Origin of the sequence: Clostridium sp. HGF2 (assembly GCF_964240115.1) — a bacterium.
In the GTDB taxonomy this organism is placed as follows: Bacteria; Bacillota_I; Bacilli_A; order Erysipelotrichales; family Erysipelotrichaceae; genus Clostridium_AQ; species Clostridium_AQ innocuum.
In genome coordinates, this window is sequence record NZ_CAXSSO010000005.1 from 271,787 (window position 1) to 295,830 (window position 24,044).

The 24,044-nt window shown below is 42.0% G+C and carries 22 protein-coding genes and 2 riboswitches; of the genes, 14 read left to right on the forward strand and 8 right to left on the reverse strand.

Annotated features, from left to right (window positions below; genetic code table 11):
- The first annotated feature begins 142 nt into the window (after positions 1-142).
- Together ACESPQ_RS11040 and ACESPQ_RS11045 are read left to right on the forward strand one after the other, a co-directional pair.
- Positions 143-1,228 (forward strand): chorismate mutase, encoded by a 1,086-nt coding sequence (locus tag ACESPQ_RS11040; RefSeq protein ID WP_002606737.1) that lies wholly within the window; start codon positions 143-145, stop codon positions 1,226-1,228.
- A 2-nt stretch (positions 1,229-1,230) separates the two neighbouring features.
- On the forward strand, positions 1,231-2,466 hold the full coding sequence (locus ACESPQ_RS11045) for a pyridoxal phosphate-dependent aminotransferase (protein WP_002606738.1): 1,236 nt from the start codon (positions 1,231-1,233) through the stop codon (positions 2,464-2,466).
- Positions 2,467-2,615: 149 nt separating this feature from the next.
- Here ACESPQ_RS11045 and ACESPQ_RS11050 read toward each other — a convergent pair whose 3' ends face one another.
- Positions 2,616-2,819: a hypothetical protein gene (locus ACESPQ_RS11050; protein ID WP_002606739.1), complete on the reverse strand. Its 204-nt coding sequence runs from the start codon at positions 2,817-2,819 to the stop codon at positions 2,616-2,618.
- A gap of 243 nt (positions 2,820-3,062) precedes the next feature.
- On the opposite strand from ACESPQ_RS11050, the gene ACESPQ_RS11055 reads away from it, so the two are divergent.
- The 9 genes from ACESPQ_RS11055 to purH all read left to right on the forward strand — a co-directional run bounded on the left by ACESPQ_RS11055 (position 3,063) and on the right by purH (position 14,793).
- Entirely contained in the window at positions 3,063-3,986 is a 924-nt protein-coding gene (locus tag ACESPQ_RS11055; RefSeq protein ID WP_002606740.1) for a DUF1848 domain-containing protein, read from the forward strand.
- 166 nt (positions 3,987-4,152) lie between these two features.
- Positions 4,153-4,395: an AAA family ATPase gene (locus ACESPQ_RS11060; protein WP_224720934.1), complete on the forward strand. Its 243-nt coding sequence runs from the start codon at positions 4,153-4,155 to the stop codon at positions 4,393-4,395.
- The gene (locus tag ACESPQ_RS11065) at positions 4,364-4,714 is read left to right on the forward strand and encodes a hypothetical protein (RefSeq protein ID WP_009588965.1); all 351 of its coding nucleotides are present in this window, start codon (positions 4,364-4,366) and stop codon (positions 4,712-4,714) included. The genes ACESPQ_RS11060 and ACESPQ_RS11065 overlap by 32 nt, the downstream gene beginning before the upstream one ends.
- 704 nt (positions 4,715-5,418) lie before the next feature.
- Positions 5,419-5,520: riboswitch (purine riboswitch) on the forward strand.
- 186 nt (positions 5,521-5,706) lie between these two features.
- Entirely contained in the window at positions 5,707-6,207 is a 501-nt protein-coding gene (gene purE / locus ACESPQ_RS11070) for a 5-(carboxyamino)imidazole ribonucleotide mutase (RefSeq protein ID WP_002606742.1), read from the forward strand.
- Between the two features lie 17 nt (positions 6,208-6,224).
- Positions 6,225-9,920 carry a phosphoribosylformylglycinamidine synthase gene (locus ACESPQ_RS11075; protein ID WP_373144356.1) on the forward strand — a complete coding sequence of 1,232 codons (3,696 nt, stop codon included), beginning with the start codon at positions 6,225-6,227 and terminating at the stop codon, positions 9,918-9,920.
- Positions 9,921-10,019: 99 nt separating this feature from the next.
- Positions 10,020-11,627 carry a flotillin family protein gene (locus tag ACESPQ_RS11080; RefSeq protein ID WP_002606744.1) on the forward strand — a complete coding sequence of 536 codons (1,608 nt, stop codon included), beginning with the start codon at positions 10,020-10,022 and terminating at the stop codon, positions 11,625-11,627.
- A gap of 21 nt (positions 11,628-11,648) precedes the next feature.
- Entirely contained in the window at positions 11,649-12,680 is a 1,032-nt protein-coding gene (gene purM, locus ACESPQ_RS11085; RefSeq protein WP_002606745.1) for a phosphoribosylformylglycinamidine cyclo-ligase, read from the forward strand.
- Positions 12,674-13,261, forward strand: a complete 588-nt coding sequence (gene purN, locus ACESPQ_RS11090) for a phosphoribosylglycinamide formyltransferase (protein WP_002606746.1) — start codon at positions 12,674-12,676, stop codon at positions 13,259-13,261. The genes purM and purN overlap by 7 nt, the downstream gene beginning before the upstream one ends.
- Positions 13,258-14,793, forward strand: a complete 1,536-nt coding sequence (gene purH / locus ACESPQ_RS11095; protein WP_373144368.1) for a bifunctional phosphoribosylaminoimidazolecarboxamide formyltransferase/IMP cyclohydrolase — start codon at positions 13,258-13,260, stop codon at positions 14,791-14,793. The genes purN and purH overlap by 4 nt, the downstream gene beginning before the upstream one ends.
- A 555-nt stretch (positions 14,794-15,348) precedes the next feature.
- On the opposite strand, the gene ACESPQ_RS11100 is transcribed toward purH, so the two are convergent.
- The 5 genes from ACESPQ_RS11100 to ACESPQ_RS11120 are packed head-to-tail and all read right to left on the reverse strand — an operon-like array spanning position 15,349 to position 19,156.
- Positions 15,349-16,041, reverse strand: a complete 693-nt coding sequence (locus ACESPQ_RS11100) for an ATP-binding cassette domain-containing protein (protein WP_065530331.1) — start codon at positions 16,039-16,041, stop codon at positions 15,349-15,351.
- Positions 16,035-16,787 (reverse strand): hypothetical protein, encoded by a 753-nt coding sequence (locus ACESPQ_RS11105; protein WP_373144357.1) that lies wholly within the window; start codon positions 16,785-16,787, stop codon positions 16,035-16,037. Before ACESPQ_RS11105 ends, ACESPQ_RS11100 begins: the two co-directional genes overlap by 7 nt.
- Before the next feature lie 6 nt (positions 16,788-16,793).
- Positions 16,794-18,020, reverse strand: coding sequence for a hypothetical protein (locus ACESPQ_RS11110; RefSeq protein WP_373144358.1), 1,227 nt, complete (start codon positions 18,018-18,020; stop codon positions 16,794-16,796).
- Positions 18,017-18,733, reverse strand: a complete 717-nt coding sequence (locus ACESPQ_RS11115; RefSeq protein WP_257334011.1) for a hypothetical protein — start codon at positions 18,731-18,733, stop codon at positions 18,017-18,019. The genes ACESPQ_RS11110 and ACESPQ_RS11115 overlap by 4 nt, the downstream gene beginning before the upstream one ends.
- Before the next feature lie 51 nt (positions 18,734-18,784).
- A complete protein-coding gene (locus ACESPQ_RS11120; protein ID WP_002606753.1) occupies positions 18,785-19,156 on the reverse strand; it encodes a GntR family transcriptional regulator in 372 nt (123 codons plus the stop codon).
- A gap of 670 nt (positions 19,157-19,826) precedes the next feature.
- Positions 19,827-19,928: riboswitch (TPP riboswitch) on the forward strand.
- 225 nt (positions 19,929-20,153) lie between these two features.
- On the opposite strand from ACESPQ_RS11120, the gene thiW reads away from it, so the two are divergent.
- The 3 genes from thiW to thiE are packed head-to-tail and all read left to right on the forward strand — an operon-like array spanning position 20,154 to position 22,103.
- The gene (thiW, locus tag ACESPQ_RS11125; protein ID WP_373144359.1) at positions 20,154-20,717 is read left to right on the forward strand and encodes an energy coupling factor transporter S component ThiW; all 564 of its coding nucleotides are present in this window, start codon (positions 20,154-20,156) and stop codon (positions 20,715-20,717) included.
- On the forward strand, positions 20,668-21,477 hold the full coding sequence (gene thiM, locus ACESPQ_RS11130) for a hydroxyethylthiazole kinase (protein WP_373144360.1): 810 nt from the start codon (positions 20,668-20,670) through the stop codon (positions 21,475-21,477). The genes thiW and thiM overlap by 50 nt, the downstream gene beginning before the upstream one ends.
- Positions 21,474-22,103 carry a thiamine phosphate synthase gene (gene thiE, locus ACESPQ_RS11135; protein ID WP_002606757.1) on the forward strand — a complete coding sequence of 210 codons (630 nt, stop codon included), beginning with the start codon at positions 21,474-21,476 and terminating at the stop codon, positions 22,101-22,103. Before thiM ends, thiE begins: the two co-directional genes overlap by 4 nt.
- Positions 22,104-22,739: 636 nt before the next feature.
- Here thiE and ACESPQ_RS11140 read toward each other — a convergent pair.
- Positions 22,740-23,015 (reverse strand): hypothetical protein, encoded by a 276-nt coding sequence (locus ACESPQ_RS11140; protein WP_373144361.1) that lies wholly within the window; start codon positions 23,013-23,015, stop codon positions 22,740-22,742.
- 246 nt (positions 23,016-23,261) lie between these two features.
- Positions 23,262-23,906: an ABC transporter ATP-binding protein gene (locus ACESPQ_RS11145; RefSeq protein WP_373144362.1), complete on the reverse strand. Its 645-nt coding sequence runs from the start codon at positions 23,904-23,906 to the stop codon at positions 23,262-23,264.
- Between the last annotated feature and the right edge of the window lie 138 nt (positions 23,907-24,044).

The following is a 24,044-nucleotide window of genomic DNA, read 5'->3' on the forward strand; positions in this document are numbered from 1 at the left end:
ATCCGTTACAGCACAATGAGTTTTGGATGATACTATTTGCACACAATTTGTAAAACTTTTCATAAATTTATGTAAGTTTTGGATTTATGATAGGAACTTAAATGGAAATATTGTATAATATTGAGGAAACAGGGGTGAGTTTATGAGTTTATTGGATGATGCCCGAAAACGGATCAATGCGATTGATGAGGAAATGGCAAAACTTTTTGAACAGCGCATGCAGGCGGTTGAAGATGTTATCCGTTACAAACAGGCGCATCAGATGAAGGTTTTGGATACATCAAGAGAACAGTATGTTATTGAACATAATACAGCATTTATCCAGCGTGAGGAATACAGGGACAGCTACATAGAATTTATCAGTGAAATGATGGCAATCTCTAGAAAATATCAGCGATCGATCATCAACCGGGATCTTATCGGTTATTCCGGGACAGAAGGAGCATTTTCCCATATTGCTGCTGAGCGGGTGTTTTTGGATCACCGAAAGAAAAGCTATGCCTCCTTTGAAGACGTATTTCATGCAGTAACGGAGCGGGAAGTGGCCTATGGAGTCATTCCGTTTGAAAATTCATATACTGGTGAAGTGGGAGAGGTACTGGATCTTCTGATGCGTTATGATGTATATATCAATGATATATACGATTTGCAGATATCACAGAATCTGCTAGGTGTAAAGGGAGCATCTCTAGCGGATATCAAACAGGTGTATTCCAAGGATCAGGCGATATATCAGTCAAAGAAATTTCTAGAGGGACGCGGCTATGAGCTGATACCATATCCGAACACTGCGCTTGCGGCAGAGTATGTTGCGAAAGAAAATGATAAATCCAAGGCTGCCATTGCCGCGAAGGAAAATGCAGAGCTGTATGGTCTGGATATACTTGCGGAGGATATCAATACAAGTGAACAGAATACGACACGCTTCATCATCATCAGTAAACAGCTGATACAGCAGGGCAATCGCTTCTCGCTCGCTTTTACAACACACCACAAGGCAGGTGCACTCGTACATGCGATGAATATTATCGCTCAGTATGGATTTAACATGCAGAGTATTAAGTCCAGGTCGATAAAGGAACGTCCATGGGAATACTATTTCTATGTGGAAATAGAAGGAAATCTGAAGGATGCAAAGGAACAGCATCTGATCCACGATTTAAAGGAAGCATGTGAAGAGGTAAAGATACTCGGAGCATATCAAAATGATGAAAGAAAGCAGGGATGAATATGAGTTTTGTGAAACAGAACGTCAATAAGGCGCCAATCGAAGATACAGTATTCGCTATTGTGAAAAAGGCAAAGGAAGCCAAGGCTGCCATCGGTGCAGAGCAGGTTGTCGATGCGACCATCGGCTCTTTATATAATGAAGAAGGGAACATCGTTGCCTTTGACAGCGTGTTTACACCTTATAACGAAATAGCAAAGGAAACAAAGGCTGCCTACGCGGCCAGCTTTGTCGGCAATGATTCTTTCCGTAAGCAGGTTTATGAATGGATCGTAGGCGGCACGGGCTCAACTCTGGCACACAGTGTGATTGCCACACCGGGGGGAACCGGGGCAGTAGCGATCACCATGCAGGAAATACTGGATGAAGGGGAAACAGTTATTCTCCCTGAAATCGCATGGGGCAGCTATAGGCTGATGGCGACCATGGATAATCTGAAGGTGAAAACCTATTCTCTGTTTGAGGGAGATCATTTCAATGTAGAGTCCTTAAAGGAAGCCTGCCGTGAGGTTATGAAAACGCAGAAGAAGCTGCTGCTGGTAATCAATGATCCATGTCATAATCCAACTGGTTACTCTATGAGTATGGAGGAATGGCAGGAGATTGTGGCATTCCTGAACGAATGTGGAAAGGAAGTGCCGGTGGTGCTTCTCAATGACATTGCTTATATTGATTTTTCTTATGATTTAGAGCATTGCCGAAATTATATAAAGACATTTAATGATTTTTCAGAAAATGTTATGGCTGTAATTGCCTTCAGCTGCAGCAAGGCGCTGACCTCCTATGGCTTGCGTTGTGGTGCCGCTATTCTGTTAGCACAGACAAAGGAAGCCGTACGCGATGTGGAAATCGTATTTGAGAAGGCGGCCAGAGCTACCTGGAGCAATGTGCCAAATGCTGCTATGGAAAATTTCACATATGTTACAACAACCAATTATGATGCATATATGAAGGAAAAGGCGATGTATGTGGAGCTTCTGAAAAAGAGAAGTGACATCTTTACAGAAGAAGCAGATGCCTGCGGATTGGATTACTATCCTTATAAAGAGGGCTTCTTCGTAACTGTGAGAATCGAGGACAATGCATTGCGTGATGTTTTCCACGAAAGCCTGATGAAGCAGCATATTTATACAGTAAAGGTAAATAAGGGCATTCGTGTTGCGGTGTGCTCCCTAAGCAGTGAGAAATGCAGAGGGCTTGCGAAGCGCATGAAGGAAATACTTGATACATGTAAATAGAAGCATATTACATTAGCATGAAATAGATAAGCAGACCGGGTATTGCGGTCTGCTTTTACGCTTTTCGTAATCCGATGTATTCACTTTGTATATCGTTTTTTTAGCTTTTTTCAGTTCAAAAAATATAATCGGTAAATCGCTTTTTGTAATTATCTTCGCATTCTGACTTTAAAAGCTGCATCCTGAATACCATCTTCTAAATCCGGTAAGACATTGTAAAAAGTGCCGTTTTTTTCCTGCTGCTTTTCTGAATTACTATCATGGAGATACGGAGCTGTTATATATGACAAAATCAAACACGCCTGTTGTTGTCTGTCTGTCTGGGACAAGTCACCATGAACGCTTATTCCCATACATAATTCCTTCATCAGAGTCATTGTTATCGTTCAGTACTTCTCAGCTTCCTGTAACTTTTCCACCCTTATAATGACGTAGTTTTGCAGCTTTACCAACCATTTATAATTTCAATTTTACAATTTTCACATCTTTTCAGTATTCGAAGGAATATGTAAATCAGAATATACATCATAGAAACCAAATTCGTGCAGTTCGAATGAAGGTTATGGTATAGTATAAGAAAAGAAATGAGGGATAGCATGATACTTTTTGTAAGCGGACGCTGTGATATACCGGCATTCTACAGCACATGGTTTTTCAATCGGCTTCAGGAAGGCTTCGTGGATGTTAGAAACCCGTTCAATCCTCATCAAATCAGTCGTATTTATCTGAATGAACAAAATATTGATGGTATTCTGTTTTGTACAAAAAATCCGATTCCCATGATGAACAGACTGGAGGAAGTACCCTTTCCCTATCAGTTTCAGATTACGCTGACACCTTATCATGAGGATATCGAGGAACATGTAGCATCCAAAAAGGAAATCGTAAATGCGGTAAGAGAAATGTCACTGCGACTGGGAAAGGATCGTATAATCGTTCGCTATGACCCGATCCTGCTTACTCCCAAGTATACCGTGGAGTACCATCGGCGGGCATTTGAAAAGCTGTGCAGCCAGTTGGAGAGCTATGTGGACACAATTATCATTTCATTTGTGGATATGTATAAGAATACGGCAGGCAATCAGAAGCGTATGCAGCTACAGGAAATGCGCCGACAGGATATGCTGGATGTCGGAAAGGCACTGGGCAGTGTCGCTGAGCGCTATGCTGTACATGTACAAACATGTGCAGAGGATATTGATCTTTCCCCCTATCATATTCACAAGGGACTCTGTATGGATCGTAAAAAGCTTGAGAGACTGGTACAGCATTCCTTGGATCATATTCAGGGAAAGGGTGTGCGATCTGTCTGTGGCTGCATGCCGACGGTTGATATCGGTGATTATAACTGTTGTCCGCACGGCTGTCGGTACTGCTATGCCAATTATAATGAAAAACAGATTGCGGAAAGAATGAAGCTCCATGATCCGCAAAGCAGCGTCCTGCTGGGACACCTTGATGAAGAGGACAAGATTACGATACGGGAGGATAAGCATATCCGTCAGATTTCACTGCTGTAGGACGAAAATATTTTCAGGTATGATAAGGAAATCCTAACTTGAAGTTTCTATTGCATAGCTTGTTCTATCAATGCCATTTTCTTTTTGTTCGTGATTCATAGCGTGGTATAATAAACACACAAGGGAGAATGAATTGTTTGCCAATTGGTATAGAGAACTTCAAACTATGATAGATGAAGGTTATTATTATGTTGATAAAACCCTATTCATTAAGGAAGTGCTTAATGAAAAAGTTGCACTGTACACAAGACCGCGTCGGTTTCACAGAATAGTATCGCGATACCTTTGGTATCCGACAAGAGGCGCGCTAGTAGCGGGAAAAACATTAAATATGAGTAGGCGCTGCCCGCCCAGGCGTGCTATATTATTTCTTTTCTATGAAAGAGAAAGAGAATGCGTATCTTTTTGATAATCTTGAAATTTCAAATGATTGTGATGCTTTGCTTCATCAGCATGCATATCCAGTTGTATTTATCACCTTAAAGGATATGAAAAGAGCTGATTATAAGATGCAGATTGAGAAATTCAGTTCTATAATTTCAGACATTGTTAATGCAAATTCGGAATTGCTGAATAGTCCAATGTTAAATACTGCACAGAAAAATTTGTTGACACAGTATCAAAATGAGACCTCAACCATAAGCAACTTAATGGATGCTTTGTTTAAAATCAGTATTTGTATGCAACTGCATTTTCAGAAAAAAGTCATTATTCTGATTGATGAATAGGCGCGCCCGCCCATGGCGTGATGTTCCTTTACAGACTGCATATTTGAATGGCTACTATGATGAAATGGTAGACTTTCTCAGGCATGTGTTTAGTGCAGCCCTTAAAACAAATGATGCTTTAGAAAAAGGTATTTTGACAGGTTGTAGACCTAAAGCCGATGGCAGAAAAGGCTTGTGAACAAATCAAAAATCAGAAATATATAGAGGGATTGTATGCAGATAGCTATGAAGATATTATAGGATATGGAATAGCATTCCATAAAAAGTCCTGTGTAATTACATCCTTGAAAGATATTTGAATGCTTTACATTAAAAAAAGCTGTGATAACTAGAAAGTCTGGTTTCACGGTTTTTTTAAATAATTGTTTGCTATTTTTCATCGCTTATTTGTTAGTCGAAATTATAATGTTCTCTGAAACCTCTTTATTGCGTCTTATGATCCAAAAATTATCATAATAAAGATGCAAGAAAATGCTTTTTATGGATATAGGATGCGTATGGAGTTGATATAATACGATATGATAAATAAATTGGATAGGATAATTTTGAAAGTATATAGTTACAAAGCATGAAAAAGAATACGCCTATATTCTGAATAAACCGCATACATATCCCGTAGTTTCCTCAGGAATCCGAAATTGAGAAAATCAGATAAGAAAATTCACTTTATCTATTGTAATAAAATCAGGTTTCTAGTAAAATAGACATGTATTGACATACATGCTTGTATATACCCTGTAATAAGGTCAGGGAGTTTCTAGCCGTTCACCGTAAACGAACGGGCTACAAGCAAACAATTACTCTTTCTTTTTGTTCTGGGACGTACTTGTTTGCTTTTTATATTGCAGGCAGGTGCGTCTTTATAATTTTTATAGGAGGTCTTACTTATGGTCTTAAGAAGATACGCTATAACAATTACACAATTTAACGGTTTTTAGTGTACATATTGGTGAAAACGATATGTATTTTTTTATTTCAAGGAGGAAAAACAAATGAGTGAAATCAAACCTGTCGTCAGTATTTTAATGGGAAGCCGTTCCGACTTGCCAACAATGGAGAACTGTTTCAACCAGCTGAAGGAATTCGGTATTCCTTTTGAAGCACACGCATTAAGTGCCCATCGGACACCGAATGAAGTTATCAAACTGGCAGAAGGTGCCAAGGATCGTGGAATCAAGGTTATTATTGCGGCTGCAGGCGGAGCTGCTCATTTGGGTGGAGTTATCGCATCCAGCACAACACTGCCGGTAATCGGCGTTCCGATTCAAACAAGTGCACTGGGTGGAATGGATTCCTTACTGTCCACTGTCCAGATGCCTGGAGGAATACCGGTCGCAACAGTTGCAATCGGAAAAGCAGGCGCAAAGAATGCCGCTATTCTGGCAGCACAGATGCTTGCGTTAAGCGATGAAGCAATGGCTGAAAAAATGGTCGCATTCAAGGCTTCCATGGCAGAAAAAGTAATCAAAGATTCCGTGATTGAAGTGGAATAGGGAAAGGTGAATATACTATGAATTATCGCGTATTTGTGAAGAAAAAGGAAGCATTTCAGGTGGAATCCGCTTCTTTGTTTCATGAACTGAAGCAGAATCTGAATCTTGCAGGATTGCAGGGTGTACAGATGTATAACGTATATGATGTATTCCATGGGGATAAACATGACATGGAGCTTCTGAAAGAAAAGGTTCTGAGTGAGAAGGTAACGGATGAGGTTTTTGATGAGATTGATCTGAAGGGAAAAACCTTCATTGCATATGAATGCCTGCCAGGACAGTATGATCAGCGTGCGGACAGCGCACAGCAGTGTCTGATGCTGTTGAATAACAAGCAGGATGTTGTAATCAAAAGCGGACGTATCGTCATTCTGGAGGGCAGTGTTACAGATGAAGAAATTCAGGCTGTCAAGAAATACCTGATTAACCCGGTAGAGATGAGAGAAAAGGATCTTGCCGTACTTGGGTATGAGGAGGATGTGGAGATTGAACCGGTACCTGTTCTGAGTGGCTTCCGTGATCTGGATGAAGCAGGTCTGGAGGCATTGCGCAGTGAACAGGGGCTGGCTATGACGCTGGCGGATGTACAGCATATTCAGAAATACTTCAGGGAAGAGGAACAGCGTGATCTGACGCTGACAGAGCTGAAGGTACTGGATACCTATTGGTCTGATCACTGTCGTCATACAACCTTTGAAACGATCCTTCAGAATGTAAAGATTGATGCAGGCAGTCTGCAGGATACCATACAGAAGGCATATGAGCTGTATCTGAAGCTGAGAAAAGATGTACATGATAATAAGAAATTTGTGACGCTGATGGATATGGCTACTATAGCCGGTAAATATCTGCGGAAAACAGGTAAGCTGGATGATATGGAAATCAGCGATGAAATCAATGCATGTTCCATTGAAGTAACCGTGGATGTAGATGGTGAGGATCAGCAGTGGCTGTTGATGTTTAAAAATGAAACACACAATCATCCGACGGAGATTGAACCGTTCGGCGGTGCAAGCACGTGCATCGGCGGAGCAATTCGTGATCCGCTGTCCGGAAGAAGCTATGTATATCAGGCAATGCGTATCACAGGTGCCGGAGACATTACAAAGGATATTAAAGAAGCACTTCCAAACAAGCTGCCGCAGAGCCGCATATCAAAGGGGGCTGCCGCAGGATATTCCTCCTACGGGAACCAGATTGGTCTGGCAACTACCTATGTAAAGGAAATCTTCAATGACGGCTATGTCGCAAAACGTATGGAGGTAGGTGCAGTCGTAGGCGCCGCACCAAAAGAAAATGTTGTGCGTAAAAAACCGGAAACCGGAGATATTGTCGTACTGATTGGTGGAGCAACCGGTCGTGACGGTGTCGGTGGAGCAACCGGTTCCAGTAAGGAGCATAACGATACCTCTCTTACAAAATGTTCCAGTGAGGTTCAGAAGGGAAATGCGCCAATCGAGCGTAAGCTTCAGAGATTGTTCCGTAATCCGAAGGCAACGAAACTGATCAAAAAGGCAAATGACTTCGGTGCCGGCGGTGTGAGTGTCGCAGTAGGTGAAATTGCGGATGGATTGAGAATTGACCTGGATAAGGTTCCTGTAAAATACAGTGGTTTATCCGGAACAGAGCTTGCCATTTCTGAATCACAGGAGCGTATGGCTGTTTTGATTGAAGCGGATAAATTTGAGGAATTCAAGCAGCTTGCATATGAAGAGAATCTGGATTCCTGCATTGTCGCAGTCGTTACAGAGGAGCGCCGTCTGGTGATGAGCTTCCATGGTGAAGAAATCGTAAACATCTCCCGTGATTTTCTGGATACCAACGGTGTCCGTGGACTCCAGGATGTACTGATCCGTGAAGGCTTGAGTGATACCGACCCGTTCCACAGCGAAGTGACCTCTGTGGAAGAAAACCTGAAGCAGCCAAATGTGGCATCCCAGATCGGACTTGCGGAAATGTTTGATGCTTCCATTGGAAAATCAACCGTCCTCATGCCATTTGGCGGAAAATATCAGTTAACGGAAACTGAAGGAAGTGTACAGAAGCTGCCGGTATTCGGCTTTACCAATACGTGCTCCATCATGACACACGGCTATCATCCGGAGCTGTCGCTATACTCTCCGTATCTTGGTGCCAGCTATTCTGTTGTTGAAGCACTTGCCCGTGTTACTGCCATGGGTGGCAACTATGAAACCTGCCGTCTGACAAATCAGGAGTACTTTGAGCGACTGCATACCGATCCTGAAAAATGGGGAAAACCAATGCAGGCACTGCTGGGGCTGATTGAAGCGGAAATGGCATTTGAAACTCCAGCCATCGGTGGTAAGGATTCCATGTCCGGAACATTTAACGACATCAATGTTCCGCCAACCTTGATTACCTTTGCGGTCACAACGGAAAAAACAGAGCATATTATTTCACCGGAGTTCAAGGAAGCCGGACATCATATCTATTACATAAAGCATACACCGAACGATAATCAAACACCGAATTATGAAGAACTGAAAGCAAACTTCGCCAAGGTGCGTGAGCTGATTCGTAAAGGCGTGATTTGCTCAGCCGCAACTGTGAAATTCGGAGGACTTGCGGAAGCACTATGCAAGATGAGCTTCGGTAATAAAATCGGTGTTGAGGTGAAGACAAGCGAACATATCTTTGATCTCAGTATCGGAAGCATTGTTGTGGAGAGCAGTGAAGCGATTTACGATGAAGCCTTTGTATTACTTGGGAAAACGACGGATGCCGACACGATCTGCATCAATGAGGAATGCATCACAATCGATAAAGCTATCACCGCATGGTGTGAGCGCTACAACACCATGTATCCAATGACAGTGGATCAGGAAAAGGGTGTTATTGAAACACCGGAGTATACTGCAAACGAGCGTGTTCATGCGAAAAAGACGATAGACAAGCCTAAGGTTATTATTCCGGTATTCCCTGGACAGAACTGTGAATATGATACAAAACAGCAGTTTGAGCGCGCAGGTGCGGAAGCTGAAATCTATGTCTTTAACAATCTGAATGTAGAAAGCATTGAACGCAGTTTGAAGGAGCTGAGTGAAAAAATTGCATCGGCTCAGATTCTGATGGTTGTCGGCGGCTTCTCCAGTGGGGATGAACCGGATGGAAGCGGTAAATTTATCGCCAATGTCTTAAGCAATCCTTCCGTAAACAAGGCTGTGCAGACACTGTTGGCAAATGATGGTCTGATTCTCGGTATCTGTAATGGATTCCAGGCACTGATCAAATCCGGTCTGCTGCCATATGGAGATATTACCAAGCTGAGTGAGGAATCACCAACTCTGTTCAGAAACAATATCAATCGTCATGTATCCCATATGGCGACAACGAAAATAACCTCCAACAAATCACCATGGCTGTCCAGCTTTACACCGGGACAGGGACATTCCATCGCGATGTCACATGGCGAAGGTAAATTTGTCGTTAGTGATGAGGTTGCTAAGCAGCTGTTTGAAAACGGACAGGTTGCTACACAGTATGTAGATCTGGATGGCAATCCAACGATGAATGGTACTTATAATATCAACGGTTCCAGCTATGCCATTGAAGGTATTACTTCCTTGGATGGCAGAATCTTCGGTAAGATGGGACACAGTGAGCGTTATGAAGACGGATTGTTTAAAAATATTGATGGGGATAAATATCAGAATATTTTCCAGAATGGTGTAAACTACTTCAGAAATAAATAAAAACAAAACCTATATAGGAATAGGCAAAATGCGTAAAAGAGAAGCAATTGAAGCAAAACCTATATAGGATAACGCAAAATGCGTAGAAGAGGAGCAATTATGGATATACAATCCTTACTGCCTTATATCGGTGGGGCGATCGTTATTATTTTGCTTCTTCTGATCGTAACAATAGGCTATGTTAAGGCACCGCCTGACACAGCCTATATCATTTCCGGTTTGAGGAAGAAAATTATCGTGGGAAAGGCAAGTATCAAGATTCCGTTTCTGGAGCGTTTGGATAAGCTGAGTCTGAAGCTGATTCCAATTGATGTTAAAACAAGCAGTATGGTACCTACCGCTGATTATATCAATATTCAGGTAGATGCTGCAGTAAATGTTAAGGTTGGCAGTGACAGCAATAAGCTGGAGCTTGCAGCACAGAACTTCCTGAATCAGAACAGTGACTACATGGCACGCGTTGCCCGTGAGGTTCTGGAGGGAAATATGCGTGAAATCGTTGGACGTATGCGTCTGGAGGAAATGGTGAGTGACCGTCAGAAATTCGCTGAGCTGGTAAAGGAAAATGCGATGCCGGATTTAGCGGCCATGGGTCTGAATATCGTCAGCTTCAATGTTCAGAACTTCACAGATGCAAACGGGGTTATTGACGATCTGGGTATTGATAATATTTCACAGATCAAGAAAAAAGCCGCAATCGCAAAGGCGGAAGCAGATAAGGAAATCGCTGTTGCGAAGGCGGATGCCGATCGTCAGGCAAACGATGCCAGAGTTGCGGCAGAGCGTGAAATTGCAATCAAGAACAATGATTTGAGTATCCAGAAGGCAGAGCTGAAAAAGGTTGCCGATGTGAAGCAGGCGACAGCAGATGCGGCTTATGAAATCGAAAAGGAAAATCAGAGAAAAACGATTGAGGTCACCTCGGCGGATGCCAATATTGCGAAGCAGGAACGGGAAGTTCTTCTGAAGTCAAAAGAGGCAGAGGTTAAGGAAAAGGCACTGGAGGCAGAGGTCAAGAAACAGGCGGAGGCTGAAAAATTCGCAATACAGCAGAAAGCAGATGCAGAGCTGTATACGCGTCAGAAGGAAGCAGAAGCAAAGAAGTTCGAAATTCAGCAGGAAGCGGAAGCACAGCGTGCAAAAGCGGATGCGGACCGATACAGCCGTGAACGGGAAGCACAGGGTATTCAGCTGGTTGGTGAAGCGGAGGCGGAAGCAATTCGCGCAAAGGGTATTGCCGAGGCAGAGGCAATGGATAAAAAAGCAGAGGCATACCAGAAATATACCGGAGCTGCCGTGGCGGAAATGCTGATCAAGGTTCTTCCGGATGTGGCAGGTAAGATTGCAGAGCCGTTAACACAGATTGATAAGATCACCGTTATCGGTTCCGGAAATGATTCCAGCAGCATTGATTCTGTGGCCGGAAATGTTCCCGGTGTCATGACGAAGCTGTTTGAATCCATGAAGGAAACGACCGGTATTGATCTTGGTGAAATCGTCAGAGCGAATACATATGATGCCAAGGTCACAAGAAATGTGAATTTCTCCGGAATCCCAGCCAGTGATAACGATACAAATGTTGTGGTACAGGCAGCGGACAGCGTAAGGAAGCAGGATGAAAAAAAGCCTGAAAAACCGGTAAAGCCGGTAGAGGAAAAACCGGTTGAAAAGAAAGCGGACAATGATAAAATGTCCTGGGAAAAATAAAAGAAGAAAGCGAGAACGTGTATGAGTGATAAGTATAGAGAAGCCGGAGTCGATCTGGAAGCCGGATATGAATCCGTTCGTCTGATTAAGAGTCATGTCGCTAGAACAAAGGTGAAGGGAGCAATTGATTCCATCGGAGCCTTTGGCGGTATGTATGATCTTTCCGTATTAAACATGAAGGAACCGGTTCTGGTAAGCGGAACCGATGGTGTTGGTACAAAGCTGCTTGTGGCATTTGAAATGGATAAGCATGACACAGTTGGTATTGATGCTGTGGCAATGTGCGTCAATGATGTTCTGGTACAGGGGGCAGCACCAATCTTCTTCCTGGATTATCTGGCAGTAGGCAAAAATGAACCGAAGAAAATCGAACAGCTGGTAAAGGGTGTAGCGGATGGCTGTGTGCAGGCAGAGTGTGCCCTGATTGGCGGGGAAACTGCCGAAATGCCGGATATGTATGATGTGAAGCATTATGATATTGCCGGCTTCTGTGTGGGTGCCGTGGATAAATGCAATCTTCTGGACGGGCAGAAAATCGAGGAAGGCAATGTACTGATCGGTCTTCCAAGTACCGGCGTACATTCCAATGGATTCTCTTTGATCCGCAAGGTATTGTTAAAGGATGCCAAGCTGGATCTGCATAAGGAGTATGAAGAAATCGGAAATCAGAAGCTGGGAGATGTGCTGTTAACACCGACGAAGATCTATGTCAAGGCAATCAAGCATCTGCTAGGCAAGGTTGATATCAAGGGAATGAGTCACATCACCGGAGGCGGCTTCTATGAAAATGTGCCTAGAATGCTGAAGGAAGGACAGGGTGTTACCATTGATACAACAGCTTATCCTCACAAGCCTATCTTTGATATGATTGCGAAATATGGAAATATTCCGATGGATGAAATGTGCAATGTATTCAACATGGGTATCGGCTTTATGATGGCTGTCGATAAAAAAGACGTGGACACCGTACAGAGCCTGTTGAAGGAAATTCATGAGGAATCCTATGTCATCGGTGAAGTTACAAATAGTGGAAGCGTGGATGTAAAATGGTAAATATTGCGATTTTTGCGAGCGGAAACGGCTCCAATTTCGAGAATATTATTCAGGAAATAAACAACGGTCATGTAAACAATGCAGTCTGCAAGGTTCTGATTATCGATAAGGAGCATGCCTATGCGAAAGAGCGTGCTGAAAAGCTGCATATACCCTGTGTATACGTAAATCCGAAGGCATATGCAGGCAAGGAGCCTTACGAACAGGAAATTCTGAGTATATTGAAGGAGCATCAGGTGGAGCTGATTGTTCTTGCCGGATATATGCGTTTTATCGGTAAGGTCCTGCTGGAAAGCTTTCCAAGACGCATCATCAATCTGCATCCGGCATATCTTCCCAATTTCCCGGGAGCCCACAGTATTCAGGATGCGTATGAGGCAAAGGTCGATTTCACAGGGGTTACCGTTCATTTTGTAGATGAAGGTGTGGATACGGGGGAAATCATCCATCAGGAAAAGATTACGATCGATTCCACCTGGTCACTGGAAACCCTGGAAGATCATGTGCATGCCCTGGAGTATGACATATTTCCAAAAGTAATAAAGCATGTATGTAAAATGATAGAAAGCGAGGAAGCATAATGAAGCGAGCATTAGTCAGTGTTTCTGATAAAACAAATCTGGTTCCGTTTGTATCTAGTCTGGTAGAGCTGGGATATGAAATCATCTCTACCGGTGGTACAAAAAAAGCGCTGGAAGCTGCAGGTATCAAGACAATCGGAATTTCTGAGGTAACGGATTTTCCGGAAATCATGGATGGGCGTGTAAAAACACTGCATCCAAAGGTTCACGGGGCATTGCTTTGTGTGAGGGATAACCCTGATCATGTACGACAGATTGAAGAGCTGGGAATCCAGTATATCGATCTGGTATGTGTGAATCTGTATCCATTCAAGGAAACCGTACAGAAGCCGGGTGTCAGTCATGAGGAAATCATTGAGAATATCGATATCGGCGGTCCAAGCATGCTGCGCAGTGCTTCAAAAAATTATAAGTTTATTCCGGTTCTCTGTGATCCGTCAGATTATGATGCTATAGTAAAGGAGCTGCGTGAAAACGGGGAAACTTCTCTTACAACAAGAGAATACCTTGCAGCGAAGGTATTCCGTCATACCGCAAGCTATGACACGATGATTGCAAGCTATCTGACAGAAAGAACAGGCGAGAAATATCCGGAGAAGTTTACCATCACCTTTGACAAGGTACAGGAGCTTCGCTATGGAGAAAACCCGCATCAGAGTGCTGCTTTCTATAAGGGAATGAATCCACAGTATTCTCTGGCAAATGCAAAGCAGCTGCATGGCAAGGAGCTTTCCTATAATAATATACAGGACGGCAATGCAGCGATTGAAATTTTGAAGGACTTTGAAGGGCAGCCGGCAGTTGTCGGCTTGAAGCATATGAATCCTTGCGGTGTCGGTATCGGAAAAACGATTGAGGAAGCATGGGATAAGGCGTATGAGGCCGATCCGGTTTCTATCTTCGGTGGTATTGTTGCCTTCAATGAACCGATTCATGCGTCAGTGGCAGAAAAGCTGTCTAAAATCTTCCTTGAAATTATTATCGCACCTGCATTTGATGAAGATGCATTTGAAATTTTGTCCAAGAAGAAGAATATCCGTCTGATGCAGTTGGATACCTCATTGGAGGTAAATGCCAAATACAAGGTTACCAATGTAAATGACGGTCTGCTTGTGCAGGATATTGATGATCATAAAATTACAGCAGAGGATCTTCGCTGTGTGACAAACCGCAAGCCAACGGAGGAAGAGCTGGAACAGCTGTTGTTCGCATGGAAGGTGGTCAAGCATGTCAAATCCAATGCCATTGTTCTTGTAAAGGACAATATGACCATTGGTGTCGGTGCCGGTCAGATGAACCGTGTCGGTGCTGCGAAGATTGCCATTGAACAGGCAGGAGAAAAAGCAAAAGGCTCTATTATGAGCTCCGATGCGTTCTTCCCGATGCCGGATACCGTTGAGGAGGCTGTAAAAGCAGGCGTTACAGCTATCATTCAGCCTGGTGGTTCCATTAAGGATCAGCTATCCATTGACGTATGCAATGAGCATGGAATTGCGATGGTTTATACAGGAGTACGACACTTTAAGCATTAAATTATAAAAAGAGGCTTAGCAAAACAGATTCTTTCCACGTATAGAAAAAAGAATTCAACAGCCGTATGCTATAAACGGATTGAATTCTTAGCTTCTATAAGAGTGTATGAATTTGTGATGCAGCTTCTTTTTTTCTGTCCGCAGCTTTTGACTCTGTGAGATATCTGTATTTCACAATTTTCAAAAGACTGTGATCCATGGTTTTAAAGGTTTTATGAATGAGATAAGCAGAAACTGACAATATGCAACAAGCGGCTGGATGAAAGAATAATAACGTGGTCTGGTCTGTGGATAAGGGGTGATTTAATGTGCTTATCGTGAGAATACATAACAGTGATAAGAAAATTTCTCCACCAAGGCAGATCAGTATTTTATAGGTGCCTGCCTGTTTCAGAAAAAACTTTTTATAACTATGATATGATAAAAGCAGGAACAGGAGCAGCGCTGCAGGATAGCTGTCAATAATGATCAGGACATCAAATACAAATGCAGCAATCCATGCTGCATAGGGGATTGCGAATATTTTACCTTGCACAGACAGACCTCCTCATATATTTATTTCTTTACAGCTGGTCGATAAGGATCCAGCAGAGCTCGTAAATCCTTACCACTTTCATTTAGTTCATCCATTGTGATATCTTCTTTGATCATTCCATCATCTAGGACAACACAGCGGTCAATCACAGCTTCAATCTCTTCTATGTTATGCGTGGAAATCAAAATGATGACATCTTCTTTCACCTGCTCGATCAATTGTCTGACAGTATCCTCCTTGGCATAGATATCCAGTGTGGTAAACGGTTCATCCAGAATAATGAGCTTTGCGTTCATTGCAAATCCGGCACTGATTTCCACCTTTAGCTGCTGACCCTTGGAAAGCGTGCGTATAGTATCTGTTTTGCTTACCTCAAATTGATCGAGTAATTCAAAATAGCGTTCTTTGGAGAAAGCAGGATAATACAGAGATAGAAAATCTCCGTATTCCTTTGAAGACATATAGGGGAAATAACTGCCATCCTCTGTAATGAAGGCAACCTTGTCAAACTGCTCCTCTACGGATTTATCATTCCATGTAATGATTCCATCATCCAGAGGCAGAAGGTTTAGAATACCTTTCAGCAATGTAGTCTTACCGCTGCCGTTTCTTCCCAGAATGCCTGTAATCTCACCTTCTTGAAATTCAATAGTGGTATTGCGCAGACCCCGGTTATTGGAGTACAGCTTTTTTACGTTTTCCAGCTTCAGCATTTGTAACCTCCCGGCTGTTTATAATCACAGCATTTTTTAAGTTGTATGATAAATATTGCACTGTACAATAAGGAAATAAACAGCATGAGTAGATATGATTTCCATGAGGTATAGCTCAGATACATCAACAGCAGATAGCTCGGATACAGCCAACCAATCATGCAGGATATTTCTGATCGGCACGCATATATCACAGAGGTGCCGCCTGTAACAACAGATACATAAAAACTGATTAGAAACAGTATAGATGTAACAGAGGTAGGATATAAGAAGGGGAAAGCAAGCTGCATGGAAAGCATTGTTGTAAATGATTGATATTTCTCAGGGAGAAACAGATGCTGATTTTCCAGCAGCTGTAAGTGATACTGAAATCCAAAATATAAAATTGTTAGACTAATCAGATAAAAGACAAGCAATAGGATGGCCAACAGGAGAGCATCTGCGACAATGCGCGGCTTTTGTGTATAAGCCAGTAGCATCCATCGCGTCTTGCCCTGACGGTAATCAAACAGTGTCCGCAGGATATAGTAGAAAAATATAAGTACAAAGAAACAAACCGTAACACCATAAAAGAGGTTATAGACTAGCGGCAATAGCTCAATCCATGAATCGCTGCTGTATAGCAAACGGATATTTGATGCGATACTCTGCATGATGAAGGCAGAGACCATGAAATAGGCGAGAATGGTTATCAGCAGAATTCTCCAAAGGCGGCGTATATGTTGTATAAATTCACGTTTCAGCATGCTCCTTCACCTCCTGAATTTAACTGGAAAACAGTCCGCGGGCAGTTCTGTAAGAGAAGGCTTTAGTTTTAAGAAATCCAGAGAACCGACATACAGGGTCTTACCGTTTTCTATAACAAGGACCTTGTTCATAAAGTATTCAGCATCTGCGTTCATAGAAACATAAATTCTGCCATTCTTATATAAAATATCATAAATGCTGACATACTCCTGATTAACGCTATCTGAAAGAAGCTGCTTGTTTTTAACACTGATGAGCTGCATGGTATCTGTATTCAATATCTGAATAGTATCATCATAGCTGAAGCAAAGATAGTTGTCATTCTTATAAATGGTATCAAAATAATGGAAGTCCTTTATGCTGATTTCATCCTTCAAATTACCGTTAAGATCATACTTTGTGATATACAGCTTTTGATTTTTTTCGCTGAATACGAACAAATGGTCTGATGAAATCTGCAATGCAAGATAATTTCGGTCCATGCTTACGTTTGTCAGCTTTTTTGCCTTCAGAGATGTGCTCATATCGTAATAGCTATGCTCTGAATCTGCATTGATGCTATAGCTTTCAGGATATTTCATTTTTTTTGCACGGTAGATATAATTCTGACCGCTCATCGCCGTGGTACTCGGTGGAAGAATATAATAATACCCATTATGATAAACAGGCTGCGTGGTACCACCGGATTCTGCCATATCTTCCGGCTGAATCGATCCCGGAATGATCTGTTCTTCTTCAGTATTGTACGTACCGTCTTCTTTCAGAATATGCTCCTTATCTGCAATATAAGTTAACTCTGTCTTGATAAATCCGAAATCGTTAACCAGCTGTTGATTTTCTGTCACCATTACAGATACATACAGGGATGCTTTATTCAGCTTTCGTTTATAGTAGGCTACATCTGTCCGGTTTTGATCCTTTTCCTTCTCCCAGCCACTGATTACCTTGCAGTCATCCTCACATACATACGTAAAGGATGTATAGGAGGAGCCCGGATAAATCTGTGGTTCTGTAATCATATGAGACTCTCTGGCTCGCTCATCATAGGATATCAAAATGGATGCCTCCTCCAGATTTACGGTACCATCAAAGCTGACACCATGCAGTGCGGAGGCATTTCCTATTACATCGTGTAAAGGAAAGGCTGCCTGTCTGGCAATTATAAGAGGCAGGCTCAAACATAAAATGGAAACAAGAGCTATGAAAATCATAAAATTCGTTATCTTTTTCATTTCATCACCCTCCTTTTCCACATGAAGAAAGCCTTCAATTGTATTGCATGTATAGGGAGAAGCAGCAGCATAGCAGCAACTGCGTACCAGTCCTCAATTGCCTGAAAATCCGGCATCATTTGTGCCAGAATCAACTTAATAAAGAGGAAAATAATCAGAAGACCAACATATAGCAGTACTGTTTGTAATCCTTTATATGTTTCCATACCGATTAACAAAAGGGTACTGATACAGGTTAGCGTGATCAGCTTTAATAAATCGAGAAGAATGACAGCTGCAGTAAAGGGCATATAGGTAGCTGCGGTTGCCTGAGAAAGCTGAAAAAACAGAAAGGTGTTGCTTAGGAACGGCTGTTTATCTGCCATAAGGAAGTAAAGAGCAGTCCATGTCAGAAAATGCGTGCAAAGCAAACCGAGATAGGTCATGAATTGAAACAGCAGTTCACTGTAAAGAAAAGTGGATTTCCGGATTGGCAGAAGACGAATCCGGGTTAAGCCTCCTTCACTCATAAAGGTTTTATAGCGCTTCCTGTGTATCAGAAATAGGAGCAGAAAGCTTGGATAGAATGTCAGAAGCATAATAGCGTTGATATCCTCAGTAATTCCGATAAAGCATAGCGCGACCTGAGCGAGGAAGATATCCACGTACAGGAATATGATCTTATTCACATAAGGCGCAGAGGTATTTTCAATAAATAAGCGAATCTCTTTCATCGCAGTCTCCTTTCTGTATTGCGTACGCAATACACTTGATGGAAATAAAAATTACGTGTTCCATAGCTTTGTAAGCCAGACAATCGTCTGCTGAAAATCCAGGCCGCTTGTCTGACACTCCTTTACAAATTCCTTCATCGTTTCCTCTATCATTTCACTGCGCAGCTTTTCCAGAATTTTCTCATTGACGATAACTACACTTTTCACATTGCTTATCGTCTTTATAATACCTTCATCTTCCAGCTGTTTATAGGCTTTTTGTACCGTGTTAGGATTGATGGAGAGCTGAAGTGCAAGCTCACGGCGGCTTGGCAGCTCTTCATAATGCTTCAGCTCATCCGCAAGGATTAGCTTTTTGATATAGCGACTGAGCTGTGGATACATCGGTTCTTTCTTGTTAAACTGTATATCCTGTAAGTTCATGCACATTCACCTCTCTTCAAGTGTATTATAACCGCAATACACTGCACAGTCAAGAAAAGCCTGTTTGTTTTTACAGACAGGCAGAAGGTAAATACATTAGAAACTGGTTTCCTCAGCATTAAGAACACCGGTTTTTATCCATTCTGATAGATACTCGCGAATCAGATGCTCGTGTGTGTTTTTATCATTGGAAACATAATTCGCAAGGAATGTATCGAGTGTAACATGCTCCGTACGAAAGGCTCTGCTTTTATCCTTTGTTGTGTTCTGAATCCAGAAAATATAATTGTATGCTTTATACCAGGGGGAAACATATACGTTTATATGATATTGAACATTTGAACGCATATCGATGTATGCATGAAAAATAGGCTGCTCAGATACAATCATATGCTTATAGTTCTCGAATTATTCCTTTTGCATCATACTGTCCTCCTTTCTTTTCATCACAGAGGTTAGAAAGCATTTGACAGCGGAACAGCTGCGGATGGACTGACCTCTGTACTTAATCATAAAGAATATTATGAAAAAAACAAGCTTTCTGGGACAAGCGGTATTCTACAGGGTGGAAACGGTCATTTTATGCTGTTAAAATGAAAACTCTATGAGTTCTTTAGCTTTCAGAAAATACAGCATTGCAATTCCCTTTGAACCGTGGTAACATTTTATCGTGATAAAAAAGGGGAGCTGGAAACGGCTGAGAGGAAGCGCTCGCTTCGACCCATAACCTGATTCGGATAATGCCGACGTAGGGAACTGTGAACAATATGAGTGACTGCATATTGAGATATGGCCTGCGTTTGCTGTATCTCTTTTTTATTGCTGCATACGGAAGGGGAGCTCCAACCGTACAAAGAACTTCAGCGAGGGAGCCTGCCAGACAGGCTGAGAGGAAGCTGTATGGCTTCGACCGATCTTGGGATATCAACCGGAAAAGCTGTTTTCTTTGTGCTTCCTGTTCTTATCCCTAAGGAAAGCAAACAGGAGGTAAGTAGAAATGAAAAATGAGAATCGTGTTTTCCGCCATGTATTTCTGGCGATGATGGTGGCCGTCGGAGTTGTCATATCGCCAATTCTGCGTGTGGAGGGAATGTGCCCGATGGCACACTTTATCAATATTACAGTGGCAGTGTTGATGGGACCCTGGTATTCGTTTCTGTGTGCGGTACTGATCGGGGTGATTCGTATGGCAGTCATGGGGATCCCACCGCTTGCATTAACCGGAGCTGTATTTGGTGCAGCATTGTCAGGTATCTTTTATAAAATCAGTAAGGGAAACATATGGGCAGCTGTGCTGGGAGAGATTATCGGAACAGGAATCATCGGGGCGATTGTTTCCTATCCGGTCATGGCGTTGCTATGGGGAAGAAACGGTCTGACCTGGATGTTCTACGTTCCTAGCTTCTTTATGGGAACAGTTATCGGCGGTAGTATTGCATTCGTATTTCTGACATCCATGCAGCACAGCGGTATGCTGCTTAAGATGCAGAGAAAGCTGGGAGGAGAACGGAATGTACGAGAAACTCTGGAGTCTGAGAAAACAGCTGCAATACAGTCATAATCTGATTCACTGCATCACCAATCCAATCAGCATGAACGATTGTGCAAATGCTGTACTGGCACTGGGAGCGAAGCCGATTATGGCACAGCATCCGATGGAATGTGAACAGATTACCGCATGCAGTAAGGCACTGGCACTGAATCTTGGTAACTTTGATGACAGTCGTGCGATTGCTATGAAGAAAAGTCTTCATTGTGCAAATGAGAACGGTATTCCGGTTATTATTGATATGGTTGGTGCTGGCTGCAGTGACCTGCGTGAAGCGTTTGCAGAGAAGCTGTTGCATGAAGGTAAATTCTCCATTTTAAAAGGTAATCTTTCCGAGCTGAAGGCAGTTAGTGGCCGCGACAGTCATGCTCTGGGGATTGATGTGGGTGATGATGATCGGGAAGCTCCTGCAAAGAGTGCTGAATGGCTGGCTGAGCTTGCACGCAAATATGGTACTACTGTCTTGTGCAGTGGAGAGGTGGATATTCTAACGGATGGAAAGCAGATATATTTTGTAGAGAACGGGGATTCCATGATGACGCTTTGTACAGGAACAGGCTGTATGCTGAATGTGATTGCAGCAGCATTTTTATCCGTTACAGAGACTGCGCTTGATGCAGCATTGGCAGCGTGTATAACCTTTGAGCTGGCTGCGGAGAAAAGTGTTTCAATCACAGAGGGACCGGGCAGCTTTCATGCATCACTGTTTGATTCTTTATATGAAATAAATGCGCTGGATTTTGCGAAAGCAAGGATTAGGAGAGAGCTATGAGATTTGATTTAACATTATATCTGGTAAGTGATTCAACAGGTTTATCAGAAGAGGAGTTTCTTAGACGACTTGAACAGGCGTTACGCGGCGGTGTTACTCTATTGCAGTTAAGAGAAAAAAACAGAACAACGCTGGAATACTATGAGCTTGCCCGCAAAGTAAAAAAGCTGACGGATGCTTATGGGGTACCGCTTATGATTGACGATCGTGTGGATATCGCTCTTGCAGTGGATGCGGCTGGCGTCCATGTCGGTGCAGAGGATATGCCAGTCAAAGAAGCACGCAGACTCATGGGGCCGGATAAAATTGTAGGTGCAACAGCGAAGCGTGTGGATACTGCCATGCAGGCAGAAGCAGATGGGGCTGATTATCTGGGAGTCGGCGCAATTTATCCGACTACGACAAAGGTGAAAACAGTATTAACCAGCGTGGAAACACTGCAGGATATCTGTGCACATGTTTCAATTCCGGTTGGTGCTATCGGTGGCTTGAATGCAGAGAATTGTGAGATTCTAAAGGGAACGGGTATTAAGGGAATCTGTGTTGTATCTGCTATTATGAAGCAGGAAAATTCCTATGATGCAGCGAAAGCATTAAAAGCTAAAATCATGACAATCTGTAAATAGCATTGTGGATAAGATAAGAAAAAGACAACTTCTAAGGGGTTAAAAGCTCTTAAAAGATGTCTTTTTTATGAAGCTTCCTACAGCCTTTCAACAGTTATTGCAGATGCTTCAGATAATTCATACTGTGTAGTATTCAACCTTACCTTTCTGTTAACTTGTAATCCGATATAATATGAGGCACATTCTAGTTAGCTACTTCCGTAATTCTCTATATCATAGCTGTTATCTATTGTTATTCATATGAAAATATAGTAACAGGATATCCAAAAAAGCAGCTGTAAAAATCCCATGTATATAAAATGTGCATAAATATTTTTATTTGATAAATATCGTTTCGTTAGATTCAAAATGATGAGTGGTGCTATCGAAGTTAATAACAACAACAGCAAATAGAGAAAAACAGGCAGTTTCGTTAGCAGGTTAACAAAGCTTACTATGATACATAAATTTGTAAGAAATAAATATATCTTATGAAAACCGATCGTTGAATTTGATTTCAATCTTGAAAATGCAGAGGCATATACCGGTATCTTAAAGAGAAGTGGAAGAAACATAAGGAATTGAAATATTGATTCTAATTCTCCTTCTACAAATTTCATATAAAATCCTATCCTTTATATTGCTAAAACAATCAGATCAGGAGTCTTTGGAAAGTGTCAGATTGTTATCAGAAATATAATCTTTAATTTTTCCGTAAAACTTAAAGGTATGATATAGCCTTGTATCTTGAATGAAGGATTCTGTAACATCTTTATTTTCCTCATTTACTACTCTATAGGATTTATCTCCTTCATAAATAGGGTTGATAAATCTTTTCAGATCATCGAATTCCGGATTCATAATGTACATTATATAACCAAAGCACAAAATGCATACAATCGCCAGACATACATGCCATTTTTTCAGCTTCATACAGCATCCTCCTTGTTTGTTTTTGTACAAGTAAAGCATTTGTAAATTCATCCTGTTATTGTAAGTTTCAGAAATAGCAAGGTGTGTAAATTCTTTATCATACACGCATCTCTGTATCACTTTCATACTATATCCTTACCTATGGAATGACCAGTATTTGGTATTGAATGGCATAATAGCGGGAATCAATGGTTAACAGAATATAAAGCAGTTAATTCGTATGTATGCCCGCTATGCAACCATCCTTCATGGTATAGACAGTATGCAGCGCTTTGCCAATTCCATATTATGAGTCACAAATACAATTGCCTTCTCCTGCTTTCTTAAATCTAAGAGTATCTGAAAAACGCGTTCAGAATTTTCGGCATCAAGCGCTCCTGTGGGTTCATCCGCCAGCAGTATCGACGGATTATTGACTAGCGCTCTTGCGATTGCAGTCCTTTGGCGTTCACCACCTGAAAGATCATGGGCTTTTTTCTTTAAAAGCTGCTGTATTCCCAGTGCTTCGCTCAAAGATGATAGTATCGTTTGCTGCTTCGTCTCCGGGATTTTCTCCTTACTATATACGAATGGCAATGCAATATTTTCCATCACTGTGTCCTGTTCCATTAACGCATATTCCTGAAATATATATCCGAAGCTTTCATTGCGTATCGCCGGAAGATCTTTTCCTTCTTTCACCTCCTGTCCGTTTATGATGATTTTTCCTTCATCCGGCTTCATGAGCAGACCGAGCATGTGAAGCAGGGTTGATTTTCCGCATCCGCTGGGACCGCAAATTGCAGTTATTTTATGCGGACAGATATCCATGCTCACATGATTAACTGCTGTAATTGCCTGTTTTCCCTGATGAAATCTTTTTGTTAAATCTTCACAATGTATGAGTGCCATAAAATTCCTTCCTTTCAGTTATCGCGTATTTCAATAAGTAAATGTTCAAGCTCGATGGAGCGGATGCTAAAATAACAAATACCTCCCTGAACGAGCAGGAGAATAACAGCAGTTATTAGTATCAGTGCAAAGGACAGA